Below are 25,117 nucleotides of genomic sequence, written 5' to 3' on the forward strand. Positions count from 1 at the left end.
GGGCAGGTCGGAACCGCTAGTTATTTTCTGTAGTCGTGGACTGGTTATTGTTATTCGGTTTAGCTTGCTGAACGTCTTCGACTGGTTCGTCGGTTTGATGAGACTCAGTGGTTACGAGCGCTTTACCCGGCCGCCCTGGTTTTTCTGGCTCGTTCTGCTTATCTTGCTCAATGGGTTTTCCTGACTTGTTGGTTTCCTCTACTACAGTCTCTTCCTCGGGTTTATCTGACTGCTCAACTTGATCGGGGTCAACAGTAAAGACGGTTGTCTCTTGCTTGATGCCTTGGTTAGGTTTGCTGCTTTCAACGATGTGGTCAGAGCTTAAGGATTCGCTCTTCTCATCGGTGTTATCTGGCTCAATAGAACTGGTAGTGCTCAGAGTTTGAAGAGGTTCTTCGGGCGAAACGATTTCAGATACCTCGATCGTTTCATTATTCTCTAAGGGGTTACTGAGATTCCCGGGCTGGTGCGTATCAACGGTTTCTACGATTAAGACGTCAGGATCGAGGTTGTTGGTCGGTATGTTGTAAGTCGGTTCATTAGGCTGATTCAGGGTGCGTCTTTGGACAGGTTCAAGGTGTTCATCAGTCGTGACAGTATTAGCTAAAACTCCCTCTCTGCTGTGGCTGGGGAGTTTTTTCTTTTTGCTCGATGGCTGGCGAGAAAATTGGGAAAAAATGAAACCTATGATTGGTGTTCCAGTAGTCTGAATTTCTGCTGTGGCTGCAATCAAATCTTTTTTATGGGTGTTTGTGTCCGTTATGAGGATGTACCCATCAGCAAAATTACCTAAGAGCAGGGTGTTCTTGTCTTGGGCTGGAGTCGGGCTGTAGAAGATTACATAATCGTAATCAAACTTAATAATTTTCAGTATTTCTTGCAGGCGTATGGAATTGGTGGCAATCTCAGAAGCATGCAGAGATCTGCCTGCGGTGAGGATTGAAAGATACTCAATTTTTGTGGGGTGAATTGCCTCTGCAATATTGGCTTGGTTATTTAAGAGTTCACTAAAGCCAACTTGGTTCATGAGGTTAAGGCGGTAGTGTAACTGCGGGTGCTTTAGGTCCGTGTCTACGAGGAGCACTCGCATTTTTTCGGACGCAATCGCGGTTGCAATATTAATGGCAACAGTGGCGGCGTCTTCAGATTGTTGAAGGGGGCAAACCACGAGCGTGCGCCCACTGACGCTGAAGGAGTTGGTCATGTGGGTGAGGGACGTGATATTAGCTTTGATGTATTGATAGTTCTCTCTGCTAGCCGGGTCTATTCCTAGTCTACGCTGAGCACTATTCCTGGTGTTAGCAATTGAAAGTTCTCCTAAGAGTGGGGCCGCAATGAGTTCTTTGACTTCTTCAGCATCTGTTACTTTTCTGGAAGACTGCTGCGTCAAGTAGAGGGCAAAGATTGAAGCTGCGAAACCAAGGCCTATTGCCACAATGATGTACACATATATGCTAGGTGTGCTCGGTTTTGTTGGGGCTATAGCCTTTTGAACAAGCGTCAATTGGGTTGGTAGTTGGTCTGTGGAGCTTTGCGGGCCCTGGGGATTCTCTACGAAATGCTCAGCTAGGGTATTTGCAATATCTGCTGCTTGCTGCCCGCTGCCTGCATTGACAGTTATGTTGAGTAAAAGGGTCCCATCTGGATTATTGAGGGTAACCATGCTGGCTAATTGTGTAGCGTCCATGGGAAGGCTGAGTTCTTCGATAACTGGTTCTAAAACAACTTCTGTCTTAGCTAGTTGAGGGTAGTTTTTTAATTGGGCTTGAACGTAGGACATTCCAGAAGCAGCATCACTGGGAGAGGAAGCGTTGATACCTCCACCATATGAAGCTAGTAGCTTTGCTGTAGCCGTGTATTTGCTTGGACGGGTAAATCCGTACCCAAGTACCAGCAGAAATGTTAACGTAAAAGTTATGAGAGCTACGATCACTTTCTTGAGGATCGTATGGCGCATGGTATTCCCCCACGGTAGTTCAACATTAGTTCACTTAAGTTCACCAATCTTTTACAGTGTAGCAATACAGCTAAAAAAATATGCGACACAAAACGACAGCCTTGTCAAAATGCGACCTTTTCGGTGCGCTCATCGACTTTCGACCTCGAGCTGGTCCAACTGGCTCGTGTCAGGAAACTCCTGCCAGTCAACCGCTTGCTCGCCCTGTGCAGCAGGAGTGACTGCTATATGGGTCATGGAAGATGCTTGTGAGGCCCCGTGCCAGTGGCGAACGTGAGCAGGGCAGAAGACGACGTCACCCGGCCGTAATTCTCGCGCTTGCTGCCCATCTTCCTGCTCCCAGCCTTTACCGGCTGTCACGATGAGAAGCTGCCCATGTGGGTGGGTATGCCAGCGGTTAACGCAGCCAGGTGCAAAGGTCACATTACCCGCTGAACATTCTGCTTCAGGTTCAGTCAACATCTGCAACCAAGCGTGACCGGTGAAATTAGGCCCGTCTGCCGGCTCGCCCAGCGGATAGGGCCCGTGTTCTGGCGTTGTATCACTGGGTGCAGCAGCGTCTTCGCCGTAGATCTCTTGAGCGAGACCAAAAGCAGACCAGGCTTTTGGCCAACCGGCATAAAATGCCAGGTGGGTAATCATTTCGACCACTTCCGTTTTGGTGACGCCATTACGCTGAGCAATTGCTAAGTGGCTTTGTAGTTGAGGGAAGAGCCCCATAGCCATGAGGGCAGCACAGGTAATCATTGATCGGTCGTGAGCCGACAGCTTGTTCTCGCGAGACCAGACTTCGCCAAAGAGGACGTCATCATTTAAATGGGCAAATTCGGGAGCAAAGTCCCCCAGTTGATCGTGTCCAGCTGTTTGCTTCATTGCCATTGTTTCTCCCTAAAATAATACGTTCTTTGTTTGGATTCAGTAGTGCCGTTTGTTTTTGTTCGCTGATGTGAGGTGACTTCCCTGTACTCACAACCCGAATGGTAATTCACTGATACACACTGCGGCAATTAGACGTAGACTAAAAGCCGACAATTCCTATAGAAGTTCAAAACTGACTGAAAGTCAAGTTTTGTTCACACTCGATTATGCCCTCTTACACAAGCGAAGTTGTCAATAAAGCCTGAATTGGGATCAGTCTACTGAGAAAATACTGGCGCTGTCAGACGTCGATGCTGGGCGCTGTAGCAGTGCTGAGCTTAGTACGAGCCTTGGTGCTTGAGGACAGCAACGAAAGTCTTCGCAATGATGGCAAGATCTCCAGTGATTGACCAGCGCTGAATGTACGAAACATCCAATTGTTCTGCTTCTTCCTGGGATAGGTCAGAGCGTCCGGAAATCTGCCAGGGACCGGTTATACCAGGGCGGACCAGCAGACGCGTTGAGTACAGTGGCCCATAGCAATCAACCTCGTACTGACGCTGGGGGCGCGGTCCCACCAGAGACATATCACCCTTTAAGACGTTCCAGAACTGCGGGAATTCATCTATGGAATACTTGCGTATAAACTTGCCAACCTTGGTGACGCGGGGATCATCCTTAACTTTGAAGAGGGCGCCGAGCTGTTGACCGTCTGTTTCAGCTACGGTTGCATCCATTTTGTCAGCGTTAACGCTCATCGAACGCAGCTTGTAGCAGTCAAAGGGTACTTCGTTACGCCCGATGCGTTTCTGCTTGTAAAAAACAGGCCCATGGTCTTCAAGCTTGATAGCGATGGCAGCAGGCAAGATAACAAGCGGTCCTGAAACGATAAGCGCAATCGTTGAGCCAATGATGTCTACCAACCGCTTAATAAAGCGCGTAGTAGTGGAGTATTGCGGAAGGGTTGCTATCATTATCGGCTGATCACCAGAATAATCTAAGTCGATGCGGTGAGCGCCAATATCTGCGACCGATATAGAGACCGCGAGTTCAATTCCCAATGATTCTACGGCAAGTGGGAGGGTATGCATGATCTCGCTGTCACGAGTTATCACGTCTGCAATGATAATAATTTGGGCGCCTCTGCTTTCAGCGGCACGTGGCAAGTGAGAATTGTAGGTTATTACGGGGAGATTGAATGCTTCGTTGCCTGGTTGTGATTTATTGCCGTCTTTAGCATTGGTATTTTCTGTACTTTGTGTGCGCCCGTGATATGGAACCGGTATCACACCACCATCAGTACCGTTCGGATCGGGCGCGATCGGGCAGACTGCTATGGGGAGATAACCACTTGCTTTGCTCCGGTTGAGTTTTGCAAGCATGGCATCTATGCCATCCGGTGAACCGACAATCACTGCCTGGTACTTGCATTGCCCTCTGGACCTCCATTTGTGGAGTCCCCGCCTCATCTGCCAGCGAGCGAGGAGTTCTGCAATACAGGCTAAAAGGGGAGCGATGATCACCGAAATGCGTGGTAAATCTAGCTTGAGTATATAGGCTAAGCAACTAGTTACAGCGATAGTAAGCAGCGCTGCATTAATTATCTTTGTGTACAGCTCGTAGCCTTCGGACATTACATGCCGATGGTAGGTGCCGCAGAGTAGCAAGCAGAGAACCCATATGCCACACTGGATGACGGTAAAAACCACTGGATGCATGCGCAAGGCTAAACTGCTGAGTGCTGATGGGTTAACGGACACACAAACCAGCAGTGCAAGGAGCATGGCGACGACATCAACGGCTACCATGCTTCCAACAAACATGTATGACCACAAAGGAGTCTTTTTTATTTGCTGGATGGCCGGGTGGAATTCGTCAGCTTGATCAAAGAGCTGGTTAGTGAAGCGTGGGGTGCTTGATCGAGAAGTTTGAGGGGAGTCCATCGTATAGGCGGTAACCGTGTTAAAAGTATGAGCAGATTCTTCCATTCCTGTATGCGAAGGAGAAACTTCCATCTCGTCTACTTCCCTTTTTTAACGCAGATAATTGGTGTGCCATATCGCCTAAAGTTTACTTTACCCCCCCCCCCAGGATTTTAGTAAAAATTGCTTTCGACTTAGCTAGCCTAATTTTATAGATATGTCGAAAAAGCCCAACTTTTAAGTTGATTTAAACAGTCTAGGTATTTTTGTAAAGAGTGTAAGGGTCTATTCCGAACCATCCTTTGGGGACAAAAAGGAAAGCAATGAAGAAGACTACAACTGCTATAACGCATAGAGTTTGCGCAATTTTTATATGCTTGTTCAGCTGAATTGAAGTAGAAGTAACCAAATTCGGGAAGGCTAATACCACAAATGGGAAAAGATCATACATGAACCTATAAAAAACATTGACGTAGAAAACGCTCACACCTACAAGTATTCCCATCACACAACTATAAACAGCCATATTTTGCAGTAAGGCTGCTTTTTGTACAATTTGTTTTTCTTTGCCTTGCTGCAGATGTTCAGTGTTGGAAGCTCTGTTTTTCAGTATAAAATATATTATAAATACGCTGAAGAAGGCAATCTCAATGTAAGGCATAACATGCCCCGGTGAAAGAAAACCGTTTACATTGAAACAAAATTGTTGCCTGCGATACTTAAATACCAAGAAGCTAGTGCTTGACTATTTTTATTAATGTCATAGCCAGCATTTTGTAGTATTAACTTTCGGCGAAATGTTAGCTCTTTGTTGCTTCGTTTAGTTCTTCCGTATACAGTAGCTTTGCGTAGGTTGTCGACCCAGGCGCTGATCGGTTCGTCGAGAGAAAGCGGATATAAGAGTTCTGGAATGACGTAGACATCCTCAGGAAGATTCGAGGATGAAAGAACAGGGAGTCCGCTGGATTGTGCTTCTATGGCAGTTAAGCCTAAACCTTCATACATCGAGGGGAACATTAGGACATCAAAAGCTTGGTATAACTCCGATATATCTGTGCGCATACCTAGGAGGCGTACATTGTTTTCTATGCCTAGAGCTGCTACTTTGTCCTCAAGTGTAGAGCGTAATTCGCCATCACCCGCAATGACTAGTACTGCCTCAGGGTTCTCTTTAAGGAACTCAGCAAAGATTTTGACCGTAAAAAGCTGATTTTTGACTTTACAGAGACGTCCCACTTGGCCTACTACAATTTGGTGAGGTGGTATTCCGAGTTCTTCCCTCTTTTGCTTGCGAACTTGAGAAGAAAAGGAGAATTTCTCGATATCGATGGCGTTTTTAATTATTCGAACTTTACCGCTATTGTATGTTTTTTCTCCAAATAGCCATTCGCCTGCCGATTTGGAACAAGCAGCTAAATGTGTAGGGTAGATCTTTGAAAAGTGTTTTAAACTTTCTTTAATAAATGCCTTTAAGTTTTCGGACTGTATGGGGCTAGCGACAGTATGGCAATGTGCGATGCGAATGGGAATTTGTGCATGTTTAGCGGCTGCTAGAGGGAAAACGCTTAGAGAATTCAGATTCGAGTGAACAATTGTTGGTTTTATTTTACTGAAAATTTGTTCGCATGCGTAAATATAGCTAACGAGGTTCTTGTATGGTGGCACGACATAAATGCTTCCATTCAGGGACTTGATTTCTTCCATAGGTATATATTTTGAATCAGAATCAACGATGAAATCGAACTGAATTTTAGACCTATCTATATGTCGGTAGTAGTTCATAATGACTTGTTCAACGCCACCGCCGGACATATGACCCATGACCTGAGCTACGTGAAGAGGTTTTGTCATGTTTCGTCCTTTTTAATTGCCTTATACGCAAATGTAGTATTAATGACTAGTGGAGATTCTATTACCTAATTAAGAATCAGATAATACAACCTATCCGTGTTGCAGAAGCGATTGTTTTAGCAATAATTTGAGTTTTTGAATGCTTGTATGTACATCATAGCCGGCTAAACGTATTTGTTGAGGGTATATTGAACGGTCTTTTTTGACATTATTATTGATAGTGGATAAAATTGCTCGACTCCAGTGAAGGCTTTCTTTGTCAGATTGAAGTTCATCGGATATGCACAGTTTGTCATCTTGTGGTACCGATATAAAACGAACTTGATCTGTTATCGCTACTTCTCTTGTTACACTCTGTGAAACTAGTACAGGAAGTCCAGTTGTTTGAGCCTCAATTAGAGATATTGGAAGCCCTTCGTGTATGGATGGAAAGACAAAAAGGTCCATAGCTGAATAATAAGGAGCTGTATCAGATTGATTTCCGGCAAAAATGACAGAATCAGCAATAGATAACTCGTGACATTGCTTCTTGAGTTGATCTGCCAAGTCACCGTCGCCTAGGATAAGTAGGCAGCTTTTCGGTATTTGTTTATGTACTTTTGCAAAGGCCTCAATTAGAAGCTCTTGATTTTTTTGTTTTGTCATGCGTCCGACATTTCCAATGAGTTTTATATCATCGTCGATTCCTAACTCCTTACGTATGCGCTGTCGGGCATGTTCGTTATACGTAAAATGTTCAGTGTCAATCCCATTTTTGATAATAGTAAATTTCTGATATTTAGACTCGCCGAAAAGATATAATGCTGCTGCCTTGGAACAAGCCAATTCAGTATCAGCACAAAGATTCAAAACAGGACGAAATAAATAGTGTAATAATTTTACTTTTCCATTCACGGTAGGTTGGGTGTTGTGCGCATGCACAAATATTTTTGCATGTGAAACAATTTTAGATAGTACGAGCGGTAAACAATTGATAGAGGAATTTTTATTTGCGTAAATTAAATCAGCCCATTTTAAACAGGGCAGTAGGGCTTTTACATAGCTGAAGATATGTCGAGGATTTGGTAATTCCTTAATAATGACATTATCCCGCTCAATACGTTGAAGCAGTGTTGCATCGGATGTTGAACTTAGTACAATAACGTCGACATTTTTTAAAGAAGGTAAAAGGATATTTGATATGTAGGTTTCTATACCGCCCCAGTTGCTGCTGATCTGGAAGATCAAAACTCTTTTATTCTCCATAAATTGTAGTATATACATAAATAAAGGAAAAGAAATAAAGTGAACTGCGAAAGCAGGTAATATGAAGGATCCTACTGTATCGATTGTTGTCCCCGCATATAATGTTGAGAGGTACCTTAATCGGTGCATGGACAGCATTACAAATCAGACGTATCAAAGGCTTCAAATAATATTAGTTGATGATGGATCTACCGATGGAACTGGTCGTCTTTGTGATGAGTGGGCAGAGCGTGATGATCGTGTTAAAACGGTGCACAGGACCAACGGTGGTCTTGCAGCAGCAAGGAATACTGGTTTAGAGCAAGTAACAGGGCAGTATATATTATTTGTTGATTCCGATGATTGGATAGCCAAAGATGCAATCGGGTTACTACTAGAAAATGCTCTTGAAAATCAGTCGGATGTTGTAAGTTTCGACCTACAACCGATGAATTCTGCTGGCGAATTTCCTCGCAAATATGTAGTTTCGCGGGATTTTCCACAGATAAAAATGAGTTTTGGGAAAGATTGTTTGGAACAGTTGTACTCAAGACACATTAATAATTATGTTTGGTGTTTCTTATATAAAACCGAGTTTTTGAAAGAAAATAATATTTCTTTTAATGGTAATATTCGTTTTCTTGAAGATGCACTTTTTACTAATAAGGTTTTACGTTGTGTTCATTTGGTGTCCTATTATGGCACTAAGCCCCTTTATTACTACTTTATGCGTTCTGATTCCTTAACACATAAGTCTGGAACTGCACATGCTCAAGATGGGTTAACTGTAGTCAAGCAAATATTAGACGAATCTGATCTTGAGCAGGAATCGCCTGCATTCTTTGATTATATTATTAATTTGCTTTTTTTCGTAGAATTAAAATTCGGTAATCGGCGCGACCTCAGTGCCTATAAATCGAGAAAACAGATAAAATGCATCATACGGCGGCTGTTGAACATTGTGCCTTTCTTTTCTTTATCAAAGACCAACCGCATAAAGATTTTACTCTTGAGAAGCGGTTGTTTTGGAGTAGCACGAACTATCAAACATGGGCTTGATACGTTCAAGGTAATACTATTCAGGGGAGAAAAAGGGTACGGTTCTGTATGTTGATATCATACGTCGACACTGTAGTGACATCCAAAAATGGAGAGTACGAATTTTAATGCATATACTCCATGGGTTTTGATTAGAATATATTGAAGGATAAAAACCTTGGGTAAGGACATAAGTAATTTCAGGCTAATGTTTTTTTTGATAGATTCGTTTACAAAATCAATATAATCAGCCAGTTCTTTACGCGCTTTATGATTACGCTTTAGGGTGTTTTCCCAGGCCAAATGTATTAACCAGCAAGCTAATGCCTGTTTGTTTGCCTCGCATAACTCAGGATACCAATGCGATAGCGATATACCGCGTTCAATAAAACCGTCTTCTGCGTCCCGGTATGATTGAGTTATATTTTTAGAATGGAGTATGGAACCTTTACGAATTCGGTAATGATATAGGGTTTTGTGCACTAGGGCAATTGTATTAGCATTCCCATAAACCTTATAGCTCGTGTATATATCTTCGAAATGTTTATTTTCAGGGAAGAGTATTCCATTGTCAGTGAAAAGATGCTTTGCTGCGAGATACCGCCAGGCGTGGTTGTCAATGTCTCCTTTCAGTAAATGCATTAGAGTTTCTTTGCCACTCATTTTATTCGATTGTGGGAAGTTCCGTGCTTCTGGGTTTTGGGAGGCTATACCTGTGGAATCATTTATACAATCGAATTCAAAAATTGCTGCATCTGCTCCTGTTTTATCGATTGTTTGTACAAGAGTTTCAATCAGCTCTTTTTCTACATAATCGTCAGAGTCAACGAATTCGATGTATTCCCCTCTGGCAATACTGAGTCCACTATTGCGAGCAGCTGAAAGACCACGATTGGCTTGGTGTATGACGTTTATCCGTGCATCTGATTTGGACCAAACGTCGCAAATACGTCCAGAGCTATCAGTTGATCCGTCGTCAACTAGCACAATCTGTATGTCTGAATATGTTTGCTTTGTGAGACTCTCCAAACACTGATCTAGATATTGCTCTACGTTATAAACAGGTACAACGATTGTAACTCTTGGATTCTCCATACAGTCTGTATACGTCGACCGCTGTACAAAACGACTTCTGTATCAGATTAGAGTATCTAAAGATAACTGAAATTCAGGGCTATGGTAGGTCTTAAGATTAAAAGAGGCGTGAAGTTTTGCATATCTTCACTCTCAAAATTAGTAATTGGAAGGAACATGGAAAAGTATAAGAGTCTGCTAATTAATATAGGTCTATTCACTCTGAATACACTTGCAACAAAGGTCGTAACCTTTTTGCTAGTTCCTTTTTTTACTTATTATTTTAGTACTTCCGAGTATGGAATTTCGGACATAGGAACGTCAATTATCAATGTTCTAGTGCCGGTTCTTACACTGGCAGCTAACGATGCTGTTATACGGTTTATCGTTGACGACCCCAAAAATTCAGAAAAATATGTCAGTATTGGCTTCGCCATTACACTATTTGGTTGTTTTGTCATGGCTGTTTTATTGCCTTTGCTTGATTTGTCATTCTTTGGTGGGCTGGGGCATTACAAGGGTCTATACCTCTTGTATTTTGCAGGTGTGGCGTTTCAAATATACTTTGGTTACGTAGCAAGAGGTAGGAACCTAATTAAGCTAATTACCTGTATTTCAGTAATTTCTTCTTTGGTAACAGTGGTGACTGCCATCATATCTGTTAAATTTTGCTTTCTTCGTGTCGAGGGCTACTTTCTGTCGATGATATTTGGCAATGGCGTTGCTATATTGCTGTATTTGACTTGGGGGAAGTTATATACGCAATTGCATATACCGTTTTCTAAGGCCAATATCCATTATTTGAAGAAAATGATGGTTTTTGCAATTCCTACAATTCCTAATTTAGTTTTTTGGTGGATGGGCACTAGCATCAATCGTTTTTTTATTACCTCGATGATGGGAGTTGGTGCTTCGGGAATTTTTGCAGCAGTAAACAAAATACCGAGTTTGATGAATATTCTGTCTAATACCTTTTGGCAAGCGTGGAGCCTATCTGCGTTTAAAGAGTACCGGAAAGAGGGAATAAAGAGTTTCTTCTCCACAGTTTTTTGTGTTTTTCGAGCGTTTATGGCTATGTGCGGCTCTGCCATTATACTGGTTACTCCTTGGTTAGCTAAGTTCCTATTACAAGGTGAGTTTTTTACTTCATGGCCGCTTGTAACAGTACTTGTGCTTGCATTCTATTTCAGTGTACTTTCTGGTTTTTATGAAACTATATTCACTACAAGTATGAAAACAAAAGGAATTTTCATATCGACCGGTATTGCGTCTATAGTCATTATTATTTTTACATGGCTTCTTGTTCCGATGCTCGGTCTTTTAGGAGCAGCACTAGCAATGGTATCCGGAAACTTTGTTATGTTTGTTATTAGGGTATTTCAAACCCAGTCTATTATGTCAGTTCAAATCAATTGGGTAATTGAAATAGCCAGTATTATTTTGCTTGTTGCACAAGTTGTTGTTATGTATATGCAGACCAGTCAGTATATGACATTTTCGCTAGTTATTTTCTTGATAATATGTGTAATGAAATTAATTGACGTATGGCCTTTCTTGAAATTAACGCTAGGTAAGATAGCACCTAGCTCTCATAACTGGTAAAACTATTGCAATTTCGTTACCAACTGAAAAGACTTTTGAGACAATCTAGAAATTGTTCATGAACTCAAACCAGGTTATATGTATGCTGATTAGCTATACTCAGTGTGGAATAGGTTCAACTTGTTATATTTTCGTTTTCCTAGTAATAGGTAAGGTTATTATTTTCTGGTCAGTATATAGTTTTCCCAATGTTCCGTTTGTGTTTTGATAAAAAGCAAGAGTTGATTACTGGTTGTGTGATCATATTTACTCGAATTAAGAATAAGTAATAAAGTGAATTGAGTGGAGGGGGAAGAAAGTTCGTTTATTTTGTATGTATTGTGCTTTTTGATTTTAGATAAGTCTTTTGTGCAGGGAGCAGTCTTTGTTTAACTGTGTAATTTATGCCAATGAAGCTTACTTTTTAAGAATTCAATTACTTATCGCTCTACCATTGTGAATATATAAATCTTCCTTTATCGGATGGGTGCATTTTAGACTTGAGGTTCACATATGGGAATGACTGTAGAGGGTAAAAGACTATGATTCTATTTGAACTGAAGTATGCTTATCCACTTTTGATCTTAGTGTATTTATGTGCCTCGTTGGTGGTGATATATGTACCAAAACAGATATATCAAACACGTCAGCTGCAAAACATCCTTCATTTAATCCTTCTAGCGGTATTAATAGTGTTCGGCCTGTTGATTACAACTGATCAGTATACCGACATGATCCGTATGTCAGAAGACATGAGACAGGCAACCCAGCAAGGATTGAGTTACTTATATAAGATATATGCTTTTTCACCCTTGTCTGCAACTCTTGTTTCAATAGGCGCTATCACGCATAGCTCTCACATTATGCAGGCAATATCAGTTGGGATATTTTATGGATCTTTTTTTGCTGTATTAGGACTCGTCATTCGAAAAGTACACGGAGCGCCTTGGGTTTCAACTTTCAGTGTACTTTTGATTATGCTAACGGTTGACTTTACTCAAGTTTCTACAAATGGTCGTTTTTGGAGCAGCGTTGGTTTAGCTGTTTTAGGTATGGGTATTGTTGAGACAAGGATTTTGGGTACTCGAGTCAGCAACATAGTCGGTACTCTCTTGTGCTTGGCTGCTGTACTTATGCATTTCGGAATATTTGCCTTGGTAATGATATATGCGGTTATGAAAATAGCTAGCCGTACTTGGAAATTTGTTGCACTTCTATTTTTGCTATTACATTTTCTTCTTATGTCGCCTCTTTCTAAAGTTTTGGATTCGTTACCTTGGCTCTATGCAAAAATGTTGTCAAAGAAGATTGACCTATACTTCGGATTGGCTCCAGAATTTGGACAGAGTTATGATGCCACGAGACCATTTTCATGGTGGTTATTGATTTATTGCACCATTATCGGCGTTACAGCTTGTTTCATCTTGGGCATGTTGACTATGAATGCTGAAACATCTCGTAAACTGTCAGCAAGTACATGTATCTGGTTGTTAGCTGGTACCATTGCATTTAGCGTGGGGTCTCTGTATAGTTGGACTGTGAGCGGCCGATACTCCATCTTAAGCAGTATTTGTCTTGTTCCTTTCTTGTTTTTAGTATTTTCAAGTTCAAGTTATACACAATCTTTCGCTGTAGCTGGAAAGAGAGTTATGCCATCTAGAAGTGGGGTCCAGTACTCAATAATCTGTATTCTCATTTTATTGATAATTGGGACGGGTGTTGTGCGATATCGAACTACTTATGATAATTATTTTATAGATTTTACTTTATTTCACCTTAACGGCTTTTTGGACATTGAATAACGGGTACTCCTGTTCTCTCTTTAAATGAGAACGTTTTCATACTGACACAAATTTCATTTATTTTGTGCCGTATTTCAATTCTGGTGTAGTTTTTGTTTATAGTATTTTGGTTGAAAATACTGTTAAATGCCGTTGGTAGTTTTACTTGTTTTACGGTAATCAAATCAGATAACTGATTTGGGCAATAATTAAGTTCAGTTTGTCTCGTCGAGTATGCTCGCTAGTTCATTAAAATAGTGGTTTTGTGGCAGCCCGAAAATGCGCACGGTATTCATTCGACGATTTTAGCGATCTTAACTGGTTTTATTACCAAGTAGTATTTCTTTCATCTAAGGGCAATCAATCCCCAAAATCAGTATTATACGCCCATTAAAGACCTTTACTGAATACAAAATAACCCACAATACAGTTCTCAGCGCCATCTAAGGATAGGCATAGCAAGAATATAGCAGTTTAATGGCTTCAACCGATTCATACATGATTGGCTTTATGTGTGAATGGTGTCGATTTACAAGATTTTAATCAACCTGTCTTAAGCTATTTTGTTACTGATCCCAACTTCAGTATAAAACAGTAATCTAATTAACTTCTTTCAGCAATGCCTCGTTTTGACGGGGCTTTTGCATGAACAAACGTTTTTCAAACTTAATTACGGTTACCTTGTGGATGAAGGGTTAAGAACATAGCCTGAGAGATTTTCTTAGCCTGTCATCGAGCGCTTGATCGATGCGGTAGGGGAACTCGGTTTTTAAAACAACCAACATAGCCAAGGCCATTGGTCAAGAGCCCAGCAAACTTTTGAGGGGCGACATTAAAGTAATTATATTGAGCTAGTACATAATTAATGAAATGATGCTAAAAATTGTTACATGGATTTTCTCTGTATTAGTGCTTTTTCGTGGAATTAGCGTGACGATCACCATTAAGAGGGAATAGGCTTCTTACCACCACCATTATGATTCCAAGTAATTCTATGACACTGGTGCTCATCCAAGCGAGCACAATACGCTCAGATGCAACTGACTGATGTAGCACATAGGCACCAACAACACAATCACTTATGAGCAATTGGAGTACTACGCAAACAATCAGACCACCCCCTAAAAGGAACCTTAACTTATTTTGCTGTCGTAGATGATCGTTCTCAAGTTTGAGCTTCGTTATTTCTTCGTCATCCTTGCGATCCTGTAGAGTCCTTCTCTCTTTATTAGACCGCTCGCTCTGCTCTCTCTGACCATCGCCAGAACTATCTAAAGTGACAGTGTCAGTTTCCTTAGATTCTGGCTCACTTTGCACAGGCTGTAAGCTTCCATCTTGGTTATGTTTCCTCTCGGCTCTCTCCTGAGCGAATTTGTAAATGGGCAAGAACTCTTGTACTCTTTCCTTGCCCATTTCAACGGTATCTTGATCCAAGCCGGAGACCTCTCTATTCTTCCGTACTGGTGTGACCTGTCAGAATAATCCAAGATTGGTGCGTCGGAAAGTCATGGAACTTTCCGATACTTCGAATTTCTTAGCCATGTCAGCATCCGTCTTGCCTTCAGCCCAGTATTTCCTCACGATAGGTGCTGGCATAAGCAGAGCCGCAGCAAAACCGTTTGCCCAGATCTCATTAGGATCGAATCCCAAGGATGAGTTACGGTCGCGATGCTCAGGTTCAGCTGTGATTTTATCAACCGGCCACTCCTGGTACTGGCGGATGTAGTGTCCAATCTCGTGAGCCAAGGTAAACCGCTGACGCACTGTAGGTTGATAACAGTTATAGACCGCCTTGAACGGCTGGTTAGGCTTATCCTTGATGAGCATGCCATCCAGCCCCTCGTCAAGAGGCAAAGACTCGACAATTAGTCCAAGCTTGGTAGCTATATCGACCACACGAATGGGTAACTTAACTGTCCGCTGTTCGTTGGATACTGTCACAAATAATGTTAGGCTCGCTGCCAATGCTGGTTCAGTTGACTCAGTAACGGGAATCACAATCCTGTTGGCAACAGTGTCAACCAATTTTTCGGAAATATTCTTCGTCTGTCTGGTCATGTCGCCTCCCACCTTTTTGATTCTCATTTATTGCTACTAGCTATCTGCTATTGCGCGACAGCTTTCTCTGTATAACAGTATAGCTGTATATAAGTATTTAAGTACGACAAAAGCCGTTACTGCAGATTTCGAACTTGTTATCATGTGACTTTATCGATATGTCATCAGAATATTCCCGAAGCATCACTATTACTTATTTTCTAGTCTTCCTGTAAAAACTAGTGGGTAGCTTCCAATGCCTGGTACCGAGTTGAATTTGAGCATGCCGTGTTTGCATTGATCCAAACCAGTAGTCCTGTAGTACATAGTCATGGCCTCGCTGGTGAGTGTTGGACTATCTCTCTTTTGAACTGTAAAGCGATACTTTGGGCGGTAGTGTAGTGGTTTTTGTGTCTGGTGTGTAGTTAGGGTTGATACCAGCTAGCGGGTTAGACCGAGGAAGGCTCCAGTGGCTTTCTCTTTGGGATTGGTTTGCCATAAAACCTGTGAAAATGAGACCATAGAAGTCCGGGATACGCCTTGGTACCTCCTTGTAACGCCGCATAGTCTTCATTAAGGGAAGAACACATTAGGGAACCACATATCGAGCGCATAATGTATCCGTTTCGTGTAAGTAACAGAATCTCACATCAGGCTTACTTGCTGTATCGGTGTTTGTCTACTCTCGTTGTGCCATCATAAATTTAGATTTTACTTCGGTGCTGACTGTGCCAGTAGAAGTTTTCCAGATGAGGTTACGTTTGGTATCGTAACCAATTGCTAAATCTTAATTTCTAACGTTATACTCGGTTGCGTTCAGTTTTACTCTTCAAATCGTCAATCGTATGTGTATTCCAAAAGATGATTGACTTTACATCTCCTGTTACTTCTACTACTTGGGTTTCAACTTCACGAACACCATTATGCCCCACACTACTACAATTTAATATGTGTCTGAGAATAAGTTGGTTAGAGCTGATATTGAGACATTCTTCCTCGCGCTAGTTTAGTAATTAAAACATATTTCAGATCATCCGAATGTAAAATGTAACGCGTTACACTGTCGTGCAAGAACAATCGCGTTTGGGCTCAAAAAAGGACTCCTTTTGTTTTAAAATAGATCAGAATAGCTGTGAAGTAAATGATAGTTATGTCAATTGCATTTGCATGGTATATGTAATTAACAAAGCTGAAGATGCTGCTTTGAAAAATGGTAACCTGAGTATGGACTAGTACAAATATGCAGACTTTTCTTCTCTTAAGAAGATGTTTATGAGTAAAAGTGTATTTCTAAATTGGTTAAAGTAAACTGTAACAAGTATTACAACGATAGAATCAGAAGTAATTAGAAATTCATAACTTGTTAGAGACCATAAGAAACGACGATGAGCGAGTCCTTATTGATGCTGGATAGTGTAATTGACTACAACTGCTAGCGTCAAAACCATCACTGACTGGGGCAATTGTTAAGATCATAGGTTACTCCTAGATCCTCCCAACCCATGGGGGTTTGGTCTATTTTTAAGTCAGTTTTCGATTTCGGAGAGGTGGTAACGTCGAATTCATACGTTACCGATTTCCCGGGTGCAACGGATGCAACGTTGGTCCAGAGGGCCTTGCCGTCCAGTGAATCCTTAAGCATTGGTGAGGCATTTCCCTTGTAATTGATATTCGTTATAGACCCGCCTGCCGGACCGTAAAACAGCATTCTCTCTACAGCGACTCCTGGGAAACTTACGTTATCGATACCACCCAAAATATATGCATTGCCGCTGTATAAATCTGCTTTGGGAATGGAGTTGGTCATTGTAAATGTAACGTGGTAACTTTGCGACCCATCCTGATTGCAGCTAGTACGCGTAACGGTAGTCTTGCGGTGAATATACCAGTCAAGCTTTGACGGATTGTTTTGGTTAAGGTAGATGCCAACTTCAGGCTTTTCTTCGCTTTCTGGTGCGTTCTTCGCCAGACCGGCCCCTTGGAAGTTCTTTGCCTCGTCTGCGTGGAATGAATATGCGTAGAGGTGGCGCTGTTCCGCCATTGGCTGCATGGTTTTCGCCATCTGCAGGAGCTTCTTGATATTCATGTCAGAAAGCGCATTATTCATGGCCTGCGAGGCTACGCCTGCGAAGACAGCATCTTGCTGGGCGACGGGAACTGTCTTGTATATGTCATTCATGAAGAACTGAGCTGTATTGTCGCCAGTGAGTTCGAGGCCAGTGGTTGTTCTAACATTACCGCTGATTTTGATGATTTCTTGGATATAGACAGGGTCAAGCATCATGACACCGTCGACTGGCCCTGCATAAGGAGACCTCTGCCACCTGTCATTGACGAGCTGTGCTTCCCTCGAAAAATCCGGGAAGGCTGAAAGGTCTCTAATGTCGAAACTGAATTTCAGGGGGACTGAGAAGAGTCGTTCTTCTTCTTTGTCTGCCCCACCGCCAAGGTGCACAAATTCAGTATTAGGATGAAACTCACCAACCGTCACTTTTCCATTGGTGGCGTTCATAGAGCCAAGTGAGCCAATAAGTCCGCCGCTTGACCTAGCTTCAGCCGGAGTTTGTGCAACGATAATATAGTTTCTCGGAGCCTTGCTGCCAAGGAACTGGGGAAGCACTTGAATAGTGCTGTTGAGCTGGCTTACTTTGTTAGAAACATCAGTAAACTGGCTCACGCTCTGATGGTAAATTGACTGTACCTTACCAATTTTAGGGACAGGGAGAGCCTTGAGTTCCTTAAGCTCGCTCTGCATATTGGTATTTACCGTATTGAAACCAGCGCTCGCCTGCTCAATTGGTTCCAAGTTAATTTGCCCATTACCCTGGCTGAATTTAGCTGTTGCTAATTGATTGATGGTATTGGCCAGTGTGGGGAAGGTCTGCTGGGACATGTCGTCAACGGTGTCGATCATGCCTTGAACAGTTTTCACGTCATTTCCGTAGACAGGTAGTTTTGTTGCGATATTCCACAAGCTTCCGTGTGCAATCAGCCTAGCGGCTTGCGTTTCATCTTGTATCTTAGGAACTGCGCGGTTAAGTGCACCTGGATCTTGCATGAGTTTTTGCTCATCTTGGAAGTCTTTGATGTAACTCAGAGCCTGTTCTTCATGGGCTTTAATAGCCATGGCGTCTTTGTAGAACTTGTAGCCCAGGGCGCCACACAAGGCAGCAACAACGATGAGCAGTAAGAGGATCACCAAAAAGACATTACGTCCTCTATGCCCCTTTGGTGGTTGTACTTGCCTGCTGTGCGAGCCAAACCAGTTACTCCCCTTCTTGCTGCTTGTAGGCTTAGCAACTTTGTATGAAGTACTTGAACTAGGCATGTACAGCTCCTGACGTTTTACTGAGTAGGCATATAAAAGCCACAAACCTAATTGTGCCTGTAATTGTTGAGTGCTCGCTAAAAAGATCCTAATTCTCTACAAATTCTGCCGTGCTCTGGTGCACTTTTACGCTTCTATGTCTGCTTTGTAGAAGTTTTCGTATGACCGCGATGGTGTTGGTCCGCGTTGTCCTTGGTAGTGTGAGCCAGTGCCTTCTGATCCGTAGGGGTGTTCAGCTGGAGAGCTGAGTTGGAAGAAGCACATTTGTCCGATTTTCATACCTGGCCACAGTTTGACTGGCAGGGTACTGACGTTGGAAAGTTCGAGGGTGATGTGTCCTTCGAAGCCTGGGTCAATGAAGCCAGCTGTTGAATGGGTGAGAATGCCCAGGCGTCCTAGTGAGCTCTTCCCTTCCAGTCGCGCTGCTATTGAGGCGTCGAGTTTAACGTATTCCCAGGTGGAGCCGAGCACGAATTCTCCGGGGTGGAGAATCCAAGGTTCCCCGGCCGGTACCTCGAATTGCTCGGTGAGGTCTCCTTGATTTTCTGCTGGATCCACGTAGGTGTACTCGTGGTTGTTGAAGAGACGGAAGAATTTATCAAGACGTACATCGATGCTGGCTGGTTGAACCATTTCAGGGGTCCACGGGTTCAGGGAGAGGTGTCCTTCCTCGTGGGCTGTCACTATATCGTGGTCACTGAGTAGCATGCCTGCTCTCCTTACATCATGGGGTACGTATGTATCTACTACCTGTAAGTCTACTGCCTCTCAATCTTTGCTAAGTAGAGTGTTGTTCGCAGTTCTTGCAGCACATACCGGAACACGAGCCAGAGGCCGTGTTTTCAGGCGACGGCTGGTATGGGGTATGCGTTTTACGAGAGGTAGCCTACTTCGCCTGCCAGGAATATGTTGGCAAACGTTGGTTTAGTGCACGTTTACGGGAGGTGAACTATGGTGCTGAACGGCACGGTTTCTTGGGGATTAGGGACAAGGAACACATGCTCGTTCACAAATCCTACACATAATTCCCAGGAATCTTTGAGGTTGTTTTATTTATTCAGTGAGGTTGGGTTGGTTTACTATAAGTGTGGTTGATGTGAAGTTGTGAAGTAAGGTGATTAGGTGATTACTGCAGTGGTGGCAGTCGCTTAATGACAGTTGCTCCTTTTTTCTTATTCTCTCTCTCAACCCGGCGGCCCCCATCCGCCGGGTTTTCTATCTGTAATAACGAAGCAGCTTTTTTATCGAGAGCCCGAACGACAATGAGATTATGACCCTTGCAAACTCTGAAGAATATGCCCACATGCTCGATGCTGCCCGTCGTGGGTCCTATGCTTATCCAGCAATTAATGTGACTTCCACGCAAACCTTAAATGCAGCCCTCCAAGGTTTTTCTGAGGCACAATCCGACGGCATAATACAACTGTCGGTTGGTGGTGCTTCTTATATATCCGGGCAACGGTTGCAAGACCGTGTAGTAGGTTCTATTGCCTTCGCGCGCTTTGCTGCTGAGGTTATTTCGCACTACAAAGACATCACCGTTGCCCTCCACACAGACCACTGTGCTCCCCAGTACTTAGATGAGTGGGTGCGGCCTCTGCTGGCCTATGAAAAAGAACAGGTAAGTCGCGGCGAAGAACCTCTCTTTCAATCGCATATGTGGGATGGATCCACGCTACCCTTAGACCAAAATTTGGCTATAGCTAAGGACCTCCTTGCAGATTGCCGAGCTGCTCATACTGTTTTGGAAATTGAGATAGGTGCTGTCGGCGGTGAAGAAGATGGCATCTCTGCTGAGATTAATGAGCGACTCTACTCTAGGCCCACTGATGGCATCACTGTAGCTCAGGCACTAGGGTTAGGGGAGCAAGGCCGGTACATGGCTGCTTTCACCTTTGGTAACGTTCATGGCGCCTATAAGCCAGGTTTGGTGAAATTGCGACCTGAACTGCTAGGGCAGGTGCAGGAGACTACAGCAAGGGCGGTAGCTCAAGGTCAGTTCCCTGCTGCCACCAGTGAAGCTGTGGCTGGTGCTCCTAGTGACAAGCCTTTCCTTCTGGTATTTCACGGAGGGTCTGGTTCACAACCTGAAGAGATAGCACAAGCTGTTCGTGAAGGCGTTGTGAAGATGAATGTGGATACTGACACACAGTATGCCTTCACTAGAGGCGTAGCTGGTCATATGTTTAGCAACTACGATAAAGTCCTCAAAATCGATGGCGAAGTGGGAGCTAAAAGCTCATATGACCCTCGTTCTTGGGGGCGAGAAGCTGAAGGTACAATGGCTGCTCGTGTGGTAGAGGCATGCCAACAATTGGGGTCTGCTGGTCGTGCACTGCGCTAAGCCTACTCATTACTCTCTCTAGGCTTCAAGGTAGTGTTCAGGTGGTGGTTAGTTGGGTATAAAGCGTCGGCTTACCTGATTCAGAGGAGGAGATCATGCCTGGAATTGTAATCGTCGGTATGCAATGGGGAGACGAAGGTAAAGGTAAAGCCACTGATCTCATTGGTAGCAAGATGGACTACGTAGCTCGCTTTAATGGCGGCAATAATGCTGGTCATACAGTGGTAGTCGATGACCAGACCTATGCCCTCCACCTATTACCCTCTGGCATAATCAACCCACAGGTAACTCCAGTGATTGGTAATGGTGTGGTTGTTGACTTACAAGCCCTGTTCGGTGAGATTGATGGGCTGCAAGCCCGTGGCCTGGACTGCTCGAAGCTTAAAGTTTCGGAAGCCGCGCATGTTATAGCTCCCTTCCATCGAACCTTAGACAAGCTCTCTGAACGCTTTTTGGGTAGCCACAAAATTGGTACAACAGGCCGAGGCATTGGCCCATCCTATGTAGATAAGGTCAATAGGGTAGGTATTCGTGTTCACGATCTCTTTAATGAAGGCCATTTGCGGGACAAAGTTCAGGCCTCTTTGCGGCAGAAAAACATGGAACTAGAAAAGGTGTATGCACTACCGCAAATTGATGTAGAAGAGGTTGTGGACCAGCTCTTAGAGGAAGCTGAACACTTGAAGCCATATGTGGCTAATACCTCACTCCTACTTAATCAAGCCTTAGATGCTGGTAAATCGGTGCTCTTTGAAGGTGGCCAGGCCACCATGCTAGATGTAGACCATGGCACTTACCCCTATGTGACTTCCTCCAATTGCACAGCAGGTGGAGCATGCACAGGCACAGGCGTCGGCCCCACTAAAATAGATCGTGTTATTGGTGTAGCAAAGGCATACATAACCCGTGTTGGCGAGGGTCCCTTCCCAACAGAATTACATGATGAGTCGGGTGAATGGCTGCGCCAGCAAGGGCACGAATTCGGCGTGACAACCGGTCGGTCTCGCCGCTGTGGTTGGTTTGACGCCCTAGTAGCTCGGTATGCTACTCAAATCAACGGTTTAACAGACATTGTCCTCACAAAGCTCGATGTGCTAACAGGACTTGAAACTATCCCCGTGTGTGTGGGTTACGATGTGACACTAGCTGATGGATCTAGCGTTCGCGTCAACGAAATGCCTACAGATCAGGGTGAAGTTGCCTCTGCTAAACCCGTGTACGAAGAATTCCCTGGCTGGTCTGAAGACATCTCCGGTGCGCAGTCGTTCGACGAGTTCCCGCAAAAAGCTCAAGATTACGTACACCGCTTAGAGGATCTTTCGAATTGCCGTATCTCTGCAATTGGATCAGGTGCTGGACGTGATCAAATTGTCTCTATCCATTCTCTGGTAGACTAAAAACGCAGGGTGTCGAACGTTCGATATTGACGATACTAGAAAGAGCCCTGTTCTAATGCTCATGGGAGGGCTCCTATGGTAGGTATGCGCGATGTGGCTCGAGAAGCAGGCGTTTCAACAAGTACCGTCTCTCTCGTTGTTAATGGCAATGGCTACGTATCGGATGCTATGGCTGAGCGTGTAAGCCAAGCTATGAAGCGATTGAACTATGTGCCCAATGAATTAGCTCGTAACTTGTCACGCAACCAAACAAACTTGGTGGGTGTCATCGTGCCCACTATTCGTCATCCCTTTTTTGCAACGCTCACAGCCTCTTTGCAGCGGTCTCTGTATGAGCAGGGTATGCGCGCTGTCTTGTGCTCTACGGCAGACGTGGATCAAGATGTGAGTCAGTATGTAGATATGCTGCGCAGGCATGCTATGGACGGGATTATCATGGGTGCCCACGCAGTCTATCCTGTGGATTATTGGTCATCTATTGACCGTCCCATTGTGGCTTTTGATCGTTTTCTCGGGGATACTATCCCCTTCGTTGGTTCTGACCACACGCAGGGCGGGCGTTTAGCGGCAGATGTTTTTGTGCACACAGGAGTCCACCATGTAGTTGAAATCGGTGGTCCCCGCACCCGCTATCAGACCGCAAAGGGCGTTCGTTCCATTTCATTAGGAAGCATCCAGATTAACGGTCACACTACTTTCCCACCTATCCGGTACCACCTCGCATTTGAACAAGCCCTCGAGCAAGCAGGGATCCGTTGTGATTACATCGAAATTGAGAACGTAGCACAAATGGATCAATTCCGGGATGCAGCCCATCAGGCTTTTGAACAATATGAAGATTTGGATGCTATTGTTGCACCTGATTTAGGCGCTGCTTTTTGTGTGCAAGAAGCAATTCGTAGAGGAAAGGCCATTCCTGAGGACCTGCAAATTATTGCGTACGATGGCACATACGTTTCCGATTTGGCAGGGCTCACATTAACTCGTATTCAACAAGATTTTGATGGTATTGCTAATGCTTTAGCACGACGTCTACTTGAGGCTATACCAGGTAGGACCTATCATCCTGTTTCATCTTCACAACAACAGTGCTCAACCGCTCTTTCTCAGAATTCTTCCCAGGTGCCGTACTCGGGTACAAACGAACTCATCCCTATGTCCCTGAAACTGGGGGAGTCTACTCGTGAGTCGAATCGTTAGCACTGAGGTCTATTTCTGATAAGCGCACAATTTTGGTATGGTGCTTGAACTTATATCCCAAGAAAAGAATGAGTACAAGAGGGATGCTGATATACGTCACACCGATCTCTTCCCAGTCCCATTGGAGAAAAGCGTCTATATTTTGTCCGCCTATGACAATTATGCATAACATGAATGCCGCAATTGGGCCAAAGGGGAACCATTTTGCGTGATACTTGAGTTCGCTAAGCTGATGGCCTTGCAGGATGAAGGCCTTTCTGAAGCGATAGTGGCTGAGGGCAATGCCAATCCACGCAATAAATCCAGACAAGCCAGACGCAGCTACCAGCCACATATACACTTGTTGCCCGAAAATCGATGTGGCAAGAGCGGCCAAAGCCACAGTTGTTGTGGCAACTAATGCTGCAAATGGAATACCATTCTTGCTGGTCCGAGCGAAAATCTGAGGAGCATAGTGGTCTCGGGCTAGTGCGTAAAGCATACGTGTTGAGGCGTAGGCCCCAGAATTAGCTGCGGAAATTACAGAAGTGAGCACAATGGCATTCATAAGGCTCGCAGCACTGGCTAGACCTGCCCGTTGGAAGATCAATGTGAAAGGAGACATAGCAATATCGCCATCAGCAGCAGAAAGAAGGTTGGGCGAGGTGTATGGGATAAGAGCTGCAATAACGAAAATTGAAAGAACGTAGAAGAGAAGAATTCTCCAGAAGACCTCGTTAATGGCTTTCGGGACAGTTCGGGAAGGATTATCTGACTCTCCCGCAGTTACACCTATAAGTTCAGTACCTTGAAAAGAGAATCCAGCAATGAGAAAGACACTGAGGATTGCCGGAAAACCACCGACAAACGGGGCTTCCTTGTACGTAAAGTTTTGCAGGCCTACAGCTGGATGGAACATTATGCCAAGAATCATTGCAAAACCAATGATGAGGAAGACAATGACGGTAATAACTTTAATGAGGGAGAGCCAAAATTCTGTCTCTCCAAAAGTCGAGACAGTAAGGGCATTGATGAGGAAGATAAACACCAAGACAAGCAGGCTCCACATCCATCCAGGAGTGTTGGGCAACCAATAGTTGATGAGCAGGGCTGCTGTAGAAACGTCAACTGCAACAGTGATGGCCCAGTTAAACCAATAATTCCAACCCATAGCAAAGCCTAATGCTGGGTCCACGTACCGTGCGTTGTAGGTGGCAAAGGAGCCTGAAACGGGCATGTGGGTAGCAAGTTCTCCCAGAGAAGTCATAAGGAAGTAGACCATGATTCCCATGGCTGCGTAGGCAATGATGCCTCCGCCAGGCCCTGCCTTGGCGATGGTGGATCCTGATGTCATAAAGAGTCCGGTGCCAATGCAGCCACCCAAAGCAATCATTGACACATGTCTGGATTGTAAGTTCCGTTGGACACCACCACCGGAGTTATTGGTTTGTGTTGGAGTAGACGTGACCTTATGCTGGTCCATTGAGTCCTCCTTGCGTTATGTAAGAAGGAGCGTAAAACGACGTGGCTGCCAGTCAAGCGGTGT

18 protein-coding genes are annotated in these 25,117 nt (G+C 44.0%); 6 read left to right on the top strand and 12 right to left on the bottom strand.

Annotation, left to right across the window (positions count from 1 at the left end):
- Positions 1-16 precede the first annotated feature (16 nt).
- From BOCO_RS05105 to BOCO_RS05130, 6 genes are all read right to left on the bottom strand, one after another.
- A complete protein-coding gene (locus tag BOCO_RS05105; protein WP_094723023.1) occupies positions 17-1,957 on the bottom strand; it encodes a tyrosine-protein kinase domain-containing protein in 1,941 nt (646 codons plus the stop codon).
- Positions 1,958-2,086: 129 nt separating this feature from the next.
- Positions 2,087-2,836, bottom strand: a complete 750-nt coding sequence (locus tag BOCO_RS05110) for a carboxymuconolactone decarboxylase family protein (RefSeq protein ID WP_094723024.1) — start codon at positions 2,834-2,836, stop codon at positions 2,087-2,089.
- A gap of 317 nt (positions 2,837-3,153) precedes the next feature.
- Positions 3,154-4,830 carry a sugar transferase gene (locus BOCO_RS05115; RefSeq protein ID WP_094723025.1) on the bottom strand — a complete coding sequence of 559 codons (1,677 nt, stop codon included), beginning with the start codon at positions 4,828-4,830 and terminating at the stop codon, positions 3,154-3,156.
- 163 nt (positions 4,831-4,993) lie between these two features.
- Entirely contained in the window at positions 4,994-5,398 is a 405-nt protein-coding gene (locus BOCO_RS05120; RefSeq protein WP_094723026.1) for a hypothetical protein, read from the bottom strand.
- Positions 5,399-5,424: 26 nt separating this feature from the next.
- Entirely contained in the window at positions 5,425-6,588 is a 1,164-nt protein-coding gene (locus tag BOCO_RS05125) for a glycosyltransferase family 1 protein (protein ID WP_094723027.1), read from the bottom strand.
- A 90-nt stretch (positions 6,589-6,678) separates the two neighbouring features.
- Complete coding sequence (locus BOCO_RS05130) at positions 6,679-7,833, bottom strand: glycosyltransferase (protein WP_158520418.1); 1,155 nt, start codon at positions 7,831-7,833, stop codon at positions 6,679-6,681.
- Positions 7,834-7,894: 61 nt separating this feature from the next.
- Between BOCO_RS05130 and BOCO_RS05135 the strand changes: the two genes are divergently transcribed.
- Complete coding sequence (locus BOCO_RS05135; RefSeq protein WP_094723029.1) at positions 7,895-8,926, top strand: glycosyltransferase; 1,032 nt, start codon at positions 7,895-7,897, stop codon at positions 8,924-8,926.
- Between the two features lie 2 nt (positions 8,927-8,928).
- Here BOCO_RS05135 and BOCO_RS05140 read toward each other — a convergent pair whose 3' ends face one another.
- Positions 8,929-9,945, bottom strand: coding sequence for a glycosyltransferase family 2 protein (locus tag BOCO_RS05140; RefSeq protein ID WP_094723030.1), 1,017 nt, complete (start codon positions 9,943-9,945; stop codon positions 8,929-8,931).
- A 156-nt stretch (positions 9,946-10,101) separates the two neighbouring features.
- Between BOCO_RS05140 and BOCO_RS05145 the strand changes: the two genes are divergently transcribed.
- Both BOCO_RS05145 and BOCO_RS05150 read left to right on the top strand, forming a co-directional pair.
- Positions 10,102-11,526, top strand: coding sequence for a lipopolysaccharide biosynthesis protein (locus tag BOCO_RS05145; protein WP_094723031.1), 1,425 nt, complete (start codon positions 10,102-10,104; stop codon positions 11,524-11,526).
- Between the two features lie 521 nt (positions 11,527-12,047).
- On the top strand, positions 12,048-13,307 hold the full coding sequence (locus tag BOCO_RS05150) for a hypothetical protein (RefSeq protein ID WP_094723032.1): 1,260 nt from the start codon (positions 12,048-12,050) through the stop codon (positions 13,305-13,307).
- Positions 13,308-14,192: 885 nt separating this feature from the next.
- On the opposite strand, the gene BOCO_RS05155 is transcribed toward BOCO_RS05150, so the two are convergent.
- The 4 genes from BOCO_RS05155 to dcd all read right to left on the bottom strand — a co-directional run bounded on the left by BOCO_RS05155 (position 14,193) and on the right by dcd (position 19,359).
- Positions 14,193-14,720, bottom strand: a complete 528-nt coding sequence (locus tag BOCO_RS05155) for a hypothetical protein (RefSeq protein WP_094723033.1) — start codon at positions 14,718-14,720, stop codon at positions 14,193-14,195.
- Positions 14,721-14,759: 39 nt separating this feature from the next.
- Complete coding sequence (locus BOCO_RS05160) at positions 14,760-15,371, bottom strand: ImmA/IrrE family metallo-endopeptidase (protein ID WP_094723034.1); 612 nt, start codon at positions 15,369-15,371, stop codon at positions 14,760-14,762.
- Between the two features lie 1,399 nt (positions 15,372-16,770).
- Positions 16,771-18,651 carry a DUF4012 domain-containing protein gene (locus tag BOCO_RS05165; RefSeq protein ID WP_094723035.1) on the bottom strand — a complete coding sequence of 627 codons (1,881 nt, stop codon included), beginning with the start codon at positions 18,649-18,651 and terminating at the stop codon, positions 16,771-16,773.
- 126 nt (positions 18,652-18,777) lie between these two features.
- Positions 18,778-19,359, bottom strand: a complete 582-nt coding sequence (gene dcd, locus BOCO_RS05170) for a dCTP deaminase (protein WP_094723036.1) — start codon at positions 19,357-19,359, stop codon at positions 18,778-18,780.
- 562 nt (positions 19,360-19,921) lie between these two features.
- Between dcd and fbaA the strand changes: the two genes are divergently transcribed.
- The 3 genes from fbaA to BOCO_RS05185 all read left to right on the top strand — a co-directional run bounded on the left by fbaA (position 19,922) and on the right by BOCO_RS05185 (position 23,592).
- Positions 19,922-20,995 (top strand): class II fructose-bisphosphate aldolase, encoded by a 1,074-nt coding sequence (fbaA, locus tag BOCO_RS05175; protein ID WP_094723037.1) that lies wholly within the window; start codon positions 19,922-19,924, stop codon positions 20,993-20,995.
- 95 nt (positions 20,996-21,090) lie between these two features.
- A complete protein-coding gene (locus BOCO_RS05180; RefSeq protein ID WP_094723038.1) occupies positions 21,091-22,392 on the top strand; it encodes an adenylosuccinate synthase in 1,302 nt (433 codons plus the stop codon).
- 75 nt (positions 22,393-22,467) lie between these two features.
- Positions 22,468-23,592 (top strand): LacI family DNA-binding transcriptional regulator, encoded by a 1,125-nt coding sequence (locus tag BOCO_RS05185; RefSeq protein ID WP_094723039.1) that lies wholly within the window; start codon positions 22,468-22,470, stop codon positions 23,590-23,592.
- Here the strand turns inward: BOCO_RS05185 and BOCO_RS05190 are convergent.
- The gene (locus BOCO_RS05190) at positions 23,570-25,054 is read right to left on the bottom strand and encodes an amino acid permease (protein ID WP_094723040.1); all 1,485 of its coding nucleotides are present in this window, start codon (positions 25,052-25,054) and stop codon (positions 23,570-23,572) included. The two genes, BOCO_RS05185 and BOCO_RS05190, sit on opposite strands and share 23 nt — an antisense overlap.
- Positions 25,055-25,117 lie beyond the last annotated feature (63 nt).

Source organism: Bombiscardovia coagulans (assembly GCF_002259585.1).
Classification (GTDB): Bacteria; Actinomycetota; Actinomycetes; order Actinomycetales; family Bifidobacteriaceae; genus Bombiscardovia; species Bombiscardovia coagulans.